Source organism: Micromonospora sp. NPDC003776 (assembly GCF_053605645.1).
Map to the genome: position 1 here is coordinate 1 of NZ_JBSGJR010000381.1, position 6,927 is coordinate 6,927.

6 protein-coding genes and 1 pseudogene are annotated in these 6,927 nt (G+C 70.6%); 6 read left to right on the forward strand and 1 reads right to left on the reverse strand.

Features of this window, described 5'->3' with window-relative positions; genetic code table 11:
- Positions 1-93 (reverse strand): annotated as a pseudogene (locus tag ACWEVO_RS25430) (hypothetical protein); the annotation flags it as partial.
- Positions 94-183: 90 nt separating this feature from the next.
- Between ACWEVO_RS25430 and ACWEVO_RS25435 the strand changes: the two are divergent.
- The 6 genes from ACWEVO_RS25435 to ACWEVO_RS25460 all read left to right on the forward strand — a co-directional run bounded on the left by ACWEVO_RS25435 (position 184) and on the right by ACWEVO_RS25460 (position 6,806).
- On the forward strand, positions 184-609 hold the full coding sequence (locus ACWEVO_RS25435; protein ID WP_452310032.1) for a hypothetical protein: 426 nt from the start codon (positions 184-186) through the stop codon (positions 607-609).
- 57 nt (positions 610-666) lie between these two features.
- Positions 667-1,011, forward strand: a complete 345-nt coding sequence (locus ACWEVO_RS25440; protein WP_452310033.1) for a hypothetical protein — start codon at positions 667-669, stop codon at positions 1,009-1,011.
- A gap of 276 nt (positions 1,012-1,287) precedes the next feature.
- Positions 1,288-2,358, forward strand: coding sequence for a BMP family lipoprotein (locus ACWEVO_RS25445; protein ID WP_452310036.1), 1,071 nt, complete (start codon positions 1,288-1,290; stop codon positions 2,356-2,358).
- 265 nt (positions 2,359-2,623) lie between these two features.
- Positions 2,624-4,162, forward strand: a complete 1,539-nt coding sequence (locus ACWEVO_RS25450; RefSeq protein ID WP_452310037.1) for an ABC transporter ATP-binding protein — start codon at positions 2,624-2,626, stop codon at positions 4,160-4,162.
- The gene (locus ACWEVO_RS25455) at positions 4,159-5,523 is read left to right on the forward strand and encodes an ABC transporter permease (protein ID WP_452310034.1); all 1,365 of its coding nucleotides are present in this window, start codon (positions 4,159-4,161) and stop codon (positions 5,521-5,523) included. The genes ACWEVO_RS25450 and ACWEVO_RS25455 overlap by 4 nt, the downstream gene beginning before the upstream one ends.
- A gap of 2 nt (positions 5,524-5,525) precedes the next feature.
- The gene (locus ACWEVO_RS25460) at positions 5,526-6,806 is read left to right on the forward strand and encodes an ABC transporter permease (RefSeq protein WP_452310035.1); all 1,281 of its coding nucleotides are present in this window, start codon (positions 5,526-5,528) and stop codon (positions 6,804-6,806) included.
- Positions 6,807-6,927 lie beyond the last annotated feature (121 nt).

A 6,927-nucleotide genomic window follows, 5' to 3' on the forward strand; every position in this document is an offset into this window, starting at 1 on the left:
CTTCAGCGCGTGGTAGACCTCCGCGCCGGAGCGGAGCGCGTCCCGGAAGGTGGGCGCGCCGATCGGCGCGATCATGAACTCCTGGATGTCGATTCGCTGCTCGTCCTGCTGGTCGCCCGCCGCGGCGCCCGGCTGGCCGGGCTGCTCGGGTACGCCGTCCTCGCCGGCCTGGCCGGGGCCGCGGTGCTGCACGGCTGGCTCGGCGTGCTGGACGGCGACCTGTGGCGCGAGGCGGCAGCCACGGGTCTGTTCGCGCTGGCCGCCGCCGGCACGGTCGCCGGCCTCGGGGCGCTGTTCGGCAGGCCCGGCATCGGGCTCGGCGCGCTGCTGGTCTTCCTGGTCGGCAACCCGCTCTCCGCGGTCGCCGCCGCGCCCGAGCTGCTGCCGCAGCCGTGGGGCACGGTCGGGCAGTTCCTCCCGGTCGGGGCCGGAGGCACGCTGCTCCGGTCGGCCGCCTTCTTCGACGGGGCGGGCGCCGCCCGATCCCTCGCCGTGCTGGCCGGATACGCGCTGCTGGGGCTGCTGCTGGTGCTGGTCGGACGGTTCCCCTCGGCGCGGGCCGCCGACCCGTCGGCCGTCACGGAGCGATCGGCGAAGATCACGGTATGACAGCAGCTCGGCGGCCCATCTACTACGAACCGTCGTTGATAGGGGAGGATGGCCGCCATGGAAGCTCTTCGGCTGGTACTTCTCTACGTCCACCTGATCGGGTTCGCGTTGCTGCTCGGCGGCGGGATCGCCCAGTACATCAGCGGCCGGCTGCGGATCAACGCCGCCATGCTCTGGGGGGCGGTCATCCAGGTGCTCACCGGGCTCGGGCTGTCCGCCCCGCTGCGCGACCCGGACGACGAGCCGGCGCCGGCGAAACTTGTTACCAAGTTGGTAATCGCGCTGCTGATCTTCGTCATGGTCTTCTTCGCGCGTAAGCGGGAGTCGGTGAACCGCGGTCACTTCCTCGCGATCATCGGGTTGACCCTGCTCAACGCGGCGGTCGCGGTCTTCTGGCGGTAGCCGAGGGAGCAGGGGAGACGCCCGGGAAAACGGACGTTCGCGACACCTCTCCGGAGGGCTGTCGGCACGAAAAGTGACGTGCCCCACGCAAGGGTTACGTAGGGGTAACGGACGCTCAACAGTCGTGCACGATTGTCGGCCGGTGGGTGGGCGCGGGCGTACGCTCCCGTCCGTAACGTGGGACGCCGGCGGCACACCGCAGGCCGGCGCAAGGGCTGCCACCGCGCACGACGCGGTGTGCAATGGGAAGGAGACGTCTTGCGCTCTGTGCGTGGGATGCGGATCGCCTCCGCGATCGTGGCGGGTGGCCTCGTGCTGGGTGCCGCCGCTTGTGGCGAGGCCCCCAAGGACGACAAGAACGCCGGCGGCACCGGCGGCAAGAAGTTCAGCGCCTGCATGGTGACCGACGTCGGTGGCATCGACGACAAGTCCTTCAACACCTCGGCCTGGAAGGGCCTGCAGGAGGCGAAGGCGGAGAACGCCAACATCGACATCAAGAACGTCCAGTCGAAGGCCGAGGCGGACTACGAGGTCAACCTGACCGGGTTCGTCAACCAGAAGTGCGACTTCATCCTGGCCGTCGGCGGTCTGATGTCGGACGCCACCAAGAAGGCCGCCCAGGCGAACCCGAACCAGCAGTTCGCCATCGTCGACTCCAACCCGGGTCTGGACAACATCTACCCGATGCAGTTCGACACCGCGCAGGCCGCCTTCCAGGCCGGTTACCTGGCCGCCGGGATGAGCAAGACCGGCAAGGTCGGCACCTACGGCGGCCTGCCGATCCCGCCGGTGACCATCTTCATGGACGGCTTCGCCGACGGCGTGGCGTACTACAACAAGGCCAAGGGCAAGAACGTCCAGGTCCTCGGCTGGGACAAGGCCACCCAGAAGGGCTCCTTCACCAACGACTTCGTCAAGCAGGACGAGGGCAAGAAGGTCTCCGACGCGCTGGTCGCCCAGGGTGCGGACATCATCATGCCGGTCGCCGGTGGCGCCGGCCTCGGCACCACCGCCGCCGCCCAGGCGTCGAACGGCAAGTACTCGGTGGTCTGGGTGGACGTCGACGGCTGCGAGAGCACCCCGAACTGCCCGGCGCTGGTGACCACGGTCGTCAAGAACATCCCGGACGCCGTCAAGGAGGCCGTGCTCAAGGCCGCCGGTGGCGAGAAGCTCCAGGCCAAGCCGGGCTTCGTCGGCACCCTGGCCAACAACGGCGTCTCGATCGCCCCGTACCACGACTTCGACAGCAAGGTCCCGGCGGACCTGAAGGCCGAGGTCGACAAGATCAAGGCGGACATCGCCGCCGGCACCATCACGGTCACCTCGAAGGCCCAGCCGACCAAGTGACCGCTCCGCCGGCCGCCCCGGTGAAATCATCGGCGGCGGGCGGCGGGCACCAGGTCTGACGACCGGCCGCCTCGGCGTACGCGGGAGACACCTCCGCGCTGCCGGGGCGGCCGGTCCACCTTCATCCCCCACTGACCCCCACCCGGCGCGGTGGCCGGCGGGCAGCCGCTACGCTGCACCATCGCTCGCACTCCAGGAGGTTGCGCTGAGACTCGAACTGCGCGGCATCACCAAACGGTTCGGTGACCTGGTCGCCAACGACCACATCGACCTGACGGTGGAGCCTGGAGAGATCCATGCCCTGCTCGGCGAGAACGGCGCCGGCAAGTCGACCCTGATGAACGTGCTCTACGGGCTCTACCAGCCCGACGAGGGCGAGATCCTGGTCGATGGCCGGCCGCTGAAGCTGAAGGGCCCCTCCGACGCCATCGCGGCCGGAATCGGCATGGTGCACCAGCACTTCATGCTGGTGCCGGTCTTCACCGTGGCCGAGAACGTCATGCTCGGCGCCGAGCAGGTCAAGGGCGGCTTCACCGGCCTGCTGGACCGGCGGCGCGCCCGGCGCGAGGTCGCCGAGGTCTCCGAGCGGTACAACCTCCGGGTCGACCCCGACGCGGTGATCGAGGACCTGCCGGTCGGCATCCAGCAGCGGGTGGAGATCGTCAAGGCCCTCACCCGCGACGTCGATCTGCTGATCCTCGACGAGCCGACGGCCGTGCTCACGCCGCAGGAGACCGAGGAGCTGCTCACGGTCATGCGGTCGCTGAAGGAGGCCGGCAAGTCGATCGTGTTCATCACCCACAAGCTGGGCGAGGTGAAGGCGATCGCCGACCGGATCACCGTGATCCGCCGCGGGAAGACCGTGGGCACCGCCTCGCCGACCGCGAGCCGGGACGAGCTGGCCGCGCTGATGGTGGGGCGCAGCGTCCGGCTGACCGTCGACAAGAAGGCGGCCACCCCCGGCAAGCCGGTCCTGGAGGTCGCCGGCCTGGTGGTCGACGACGACCGGCAGGTACGCGCGGTCGACGGGGTCGACCTGACCGTGCACGCCGGTGAGGTGCTGGGCGTCGCCGGTGTGCAGGGCAACGGCCAGACCGAGCTGATCGAGGCGATCATGGGCCTGCGGCCGACGCTCGCCGGCACGGTCACCCTGGACGGCCAGGCCGTGCACGGCTGGTCGACCAAGAAGGTGCTCCGCGCCGGGGTCGGCTACGTGCCGGAGGACCGCAGCGTGGACGGCCTGGTCAAGGAGTTCTCCGTGGCGGAGAACCTGGTGCTGGACATCTACGACCGGCCGCCCTTCGGCAAGGGCCTGTCGCTCAAGCCGGACGCCATCGCGAAGTCGGCGAAGGAGCGGATCGAGCAGTTCGACGTCCGTACCTCCTCGGCCGACGCGGCGGTCGGCACCCTGTCCGGCGGTAACCAGCAGAAGGTGATCGTGGCCCGGGAGCTGTCCCGGCCGCTGAAGCTCTTCATCGCCGCCCAGCCCACCCGCGGTGTGGACGTCGGCTCGATCGAGTTCATCCACAGCCGGATCATCCGCGAGCGGGACATCGGCACCGCCGTGATGGTGGTCTCCAGCGAGCTGGACGAGGTCATCGGCCTGGCCGACCGGATCGCCGTGATGTACCGCGGCCGGATCATCGGCGTGGTCGGCCCGGACACCCCGCGCGAGGAGATCGGCCTGCTGATGGCCGGGATCACCCCGGACACCGCCACCACGACCCCGGCCGACGGAGGCACCGGTACGCCCGGCGCGGCGGCCCCGGCCCCCGAGGGCCCTGGCAACGAGGACGAGGCATGACGAACCCGAACCCGGTGTCGGGCTCCCCGGACAAGGAGCCGGCGACCGAGGCGCAGGAGGCGCGCAGCGAGGCCCGGGCGACCCCCGCCACGCCCGCCGGCGACACCGAGCGCATGGTCCCCGCCACCGCCACCGCCACCGCGCAGCCGGCGGCCCAGGAGCGCCGCCCGTCGCTGGGCCGGCTGTTCCTGGAGAACCTCTGGGCGGCCAACACGGTCACCGTCACCGTGCTGGCCGTGCTGCTGGCGCTGCTGGTCGGCGCGGTGCTGATCGTCGTCTCCGACCCGGAGGTGCTGGCCACCTACAGCTACATCACCGCCCGGCCGTCGGACGCGATCAACTCCAGCTGGACGGTGGTCAGCGAGGCGTACGCGAACCTGTTCAAGGGCGCGATCTTCGACCCGCAGGCGACCGGCTTCACCGCCGCGCTCAGCCCGATCTCGGAGACGCTGACGTACGCCGCGCCGCTGGTCTTCACCGGCCTGTCGGTGGCGCTCGCCTTCCGGGGCGGCCTGTTCAACATCGGCTCCCAGGGCCAGGCGACGATCGGTGTCATCCTCTCCGCCCTCGTCGGCTTCGCGCTGCCGCTGCCGCCCGGGGTGCACCTGCTCGTCGCGCTGATCGCCGGCGCGGCCGGCGGTGCGCTCTGGGGCTTCATCCCCGGCATCCTCAAGGCGCGGACCGGTGCCCACGAGGTGATCAACACGATCATGCTCAACTACGTGGCGGTCTACTTCCTGTCCTGGATCATCGTGCAGAGCGGGGTGCAGAACCCGAACCGGTCGGACGCGATCAGCAAGCCGGTCGAGTCGTCCGCCCAGCTGCCCCGGCTGCTCGGCGACAACCTGCGGGTGCACGCCGGCATCCTGCTCGCCGTGCTGGTCACCTGGTTCGTCGCCTGGCTGCTCAACCGCTCGACGCTCGGCTTCGAGTTCCGCGCGGTCGGCGAGAACCCGGACGCCGCCCGGACCGCCGGCATCAGCGTCGCCAAGACGTACGTGCTGGTGATGGCGATCTCGGGCCTGCTGGCCGGCCTCGGCGGCAGCCAGATGGTGCTCGGGTCGACCGCGAACGCGCTGACCCCGCTGGTGATCGCGCAGATCGGGTTCGACGGCATCCTGGTCGCCCTGCTCGGCCGGGTGAAGCCGTGGGGCGTGCTGCTGGCCGCGCTGCTGTTCGGCGCCCTCCAGGCCGGCGGCAACCGGATGCAGTCGTACTCCGGGATCTCGCTGGAGCTGGTCACCGTGCTCCAGGCGCTCATCGTCATCTTCATCGCCGCACCGGCTCTGGTGAAGGCGATCTTCCAGCTCCGGGCCGCCCGCGCGGCCCGGTTGCAGACGAGCCTCGCGAAGGGCTGGTGAGCATGTCCACCACCGCTGTCCCCGAGGTCGCCGTGACCACGGTCGACGAGGGCTTCTGGACGCGCGCCCGCAAGACCGGCGCCGTCCTGCTGGCGTTGGGCGTGCTCGCGACGGTGCTGTTCGGCGCGCTCGCCACCGGTCAGCAGGCCCGCTTCACGCTCAGCGAGACCGAGGGCGGCGCCGCGCTGGAGATCAACGGCACGGTCGGCGCGATCCTCTTCGGGGTCATCGCCGCAGTGGCCGGCGCCGCGCTGCTCGCCGGCGTGCCGAAGCGCTGGTTCACCCTGGTGCTCGGGGTCGGGCTGGTCGGCTTCGTGCTGAGCTTCCTCTGCTGGCAGGTCTCGGCGGCCCCCGACGGCCGCAACTTCATGCCGCTGGTGAACATCGTCCGGGGCACCTTCATCCTGGCCCTGCCGCTGATCTTCGGCGCGCTGGCCGGCGTGCTCTGCGAGCGGTCCGGTGTGGTGAACGTGGCCATCGAGGGCCAGCTGCTGATGGGCGCCTTCTCCGGCGCGCTCTTCGGCAGCATCTCCGGCAGCGTCTGGGTCGGCCTGGTCGCCGCCGCGATCGGCGGTGCCCTGATCTCCCTGCTGCTCGCCGTGTTCGCCATCCGCTACCTGGTCGACCAGGTGGTCATGGGCATCGTGCTCAACCTGCTGGCGGTCGGTGTCACCGGCTTCCTCTACGAGCGGCTGATGCAGACCGACGCGACGAAGTACAACAGCGCGCCGCGGTTCAGCAACTGGGAGATCCCGCTGCTCAAGGACATCCCGCTGATCGGTCCGGCGCTGTTCCGGGGCAACATCTTCCTCTACCTCGGCCTGCTGCTGGTGCTGGTCATCCACTTCGCCCTGTTCCGTACCCGGTGGGGCCTGCGGACCCGGTCGGTGGGTGAGCACCCGACCGCCGCCGACACGCTGGGCGTGAAGGTGCTGCGGCTGCGCTACCGCAACGTGCTCATGGCCGGTCTGGTGGCCGGTGTGGGTGGTGCCTCGTACACCCTGGCGCTCTACTCCTTCACCAAGAACATGATCGGCGGTAAGGGCTTCATCGCCCTGGCCGCGTTGATCTTCGGCCGGTGGAGCCCGACCGGCGCGCTGCTGGCGGCGCTCTTCTTCGGCTTCGCCGACCAGCTCGCCACCTACCTGGGCGCGATCGGCAGCAGCATCCCGAGCCAGTTCCTGGCGATGCTGCCGTACCTGGCGACGATCCTGGCCGTGGCCGGACTGGTCGGCCGGGTCCGGGCGCCGGCTGCCGACGGCAAGCCGTACATCAAGGGCTGATCGCCCGCGACACAGCCGTGGGCGGGGGGGGGGGCCCCCGGGGCCGCGCCGGGGCCGGGGGCGGCCGCCCCCCCCCGGGGGGGAGTTGGGGGGATTGTAGGCAAGAATGGGATAGAAATGG